Here is a 1,835-nt window from a genome sequence, read left to right as displayed (position 1 = left end):
TACCTGATTTTTGTGGAAGGACAGCACCGAGTTAATTCTTTGAAAAATTCTCCTTCACTCGGGAAAAATGAAGTTTACTTGATTGGGCTTCCTAAACTGGATTATTATTTCCAGGGAAAATTCGATAACTCAAAATTTTTAAAAAAATGGAATCTCGATCCAAACAAAAAAACTATCCTCTTTGCTCCAACTTACAAACCAACCTGCATGTATGAAGTGAAAGACGATATTTTCGAACAGACGATAAATTATAACCTGATCATCAAACTTCATCCTTACAGTTGGATGGGAAAATACGCTCCGCATCGTCAGCACCGGATTTTTGAGAAAAGAGTGAGAAAATATCCGCATGCTGTTCTATTACCATTTACAGAATTGAATATCGTTCCCTATTATGCCCTGGCAGATGTGGTTATGAGCGAAGCATCAAGCACCGTTTTTGATTTTCTGGCTTTCCGAAAACATGGAATCATTTTCGATCTGCCTTGCGATAATTTAGTTCATTCTGATGGAGAAGCACTTCTGGAAATCGATAACCGGGAATTCCTGAAAGGTGCTTTTGTGCATATTATCTCCGGAAAACAAATCAAAGAAGCAATTGATCAAAGTATCAATCCAACTAAAAAAATGATTGAGCAAGCCGATAAATACCGCGAGAGATATTTTTATAAATTAGATGGAAAAGCAACAGAAAGATTCGTGCGGAAAATGGAAGAATTGTATTTTGAAGGCGGACATGAAAATGTTCCTTAATAAATCCATTTGACGAACAAATCATTCCTGAAAACTTTGTAACAAATCGAAAAAGAAGGTTATAAAATGAAGATCAAAGAAAAATCAGAAAAATTAGGAGTCTTAATTCCCGGACTCGGAGCAATCGGAACAACTTTCATCGCCGGATTGGAATTGATCAAAAAAGGATATTCCAAACCGATCGGAAGTTTAACGCAAATGGGAACTATCCGTTTGGGAAAAAGAACGGAAAATAGATCACCACTCTTGAAAGATTTTTTACCCCTGGCAAATATCGAAGATATAGTTGTTTCTGGATGGGATATTTTTAAAGATTCTGCTTATGATTCTGCAAAAAATGCCCGGGTTTTATCCAACGAACATATCGAACTTGTAAAAGATGAACTGCAAGCTATCAAACCGATGAAGGCTGTTTTTGATAAAAAATATGTGAAAAAACTGGATGGAACTCACATCAAAAAAGCAGAAAATAAACTTGAACTTGCTAAAATGCTGATGGCTGATATTGAAAATTTTAAGAAGGAAAATAATCTGACCGATGTTGTCATGATCTGGTGTGCATCAACGGAAATATACATTGAACAACAGGCAGTTCATCAAAGTCTGGAAGCATTTGAGAAAGGACTTATAGAAAACAATGAAGCGATTTCTCCGAGCATGATCTACGCTTATGCAGCTCTGAAAAATGGAATTCCATTTGCCAATGGAGCTCCAAATCTGACTGTTGATATTCCGGCAATCTGGGAATTAGCAAAAATGAATAAATTACCGATTGCCGGAAAAGACTTCAAAACCGGACAGACTTTGATGAAAACCATTCTTGCTCCCGGGATCAGAGCCAGAGTTTTGGGAGTAAATGGTTGGTTCTCGACCAATATTTTAGGAAATCGAGATGGAGAAGTTCTCGATGATCCGGAATCTTTCAAAACAAAGGAAGTCAGCAAACTCGGAGTTCTGGATTCTATCCTGCAGCCTGAAAAAAATCCTGAACTTTATAAAGACCTTTATCACAAAGTTCGCATTAATTATTATCCGCCGCGCGGAGATAACAAAGAAGGTTGGGATAACATCGATATTTTCGG

Annotated in this window: 2 protein-coding genes; both read left to right on the top strand. The window is 37.1% G+C overall.

What is annotated here, in order from left to right:
• Positions 1 to 753, top strand: a 753-nt coding sequence (locus ENL20_01975; GenBank protein ID HHE37322.1) for a CDP-glycerol glycerophosphotransferase, incomplete at its 5' end; no start/stop codon positions are given.
• 66 nt (positions 754 to 819) lie between these two features.
• The coding region (locus ENL20_01970; GenBank protein HHE37321.1) for an inositol-3-phosphate synthase at positions 820 to 1,835 on the top strand (1,016 nt) is incomplete at its 3' end.

This window comes from Candidatus Cloacimonadota bacterium, from assembly GCA_011372345.1.
GTDB lineage: Bacteria > Cloacimonadota > Cloacimonadia > Cloacimonadales > TCS61 > DRTC01.
The sequence above is the reverse complement of the archived record's forward strand: the minus strand, read 5'-3'. Positions and strand labels throughout refer to the sequence as shown.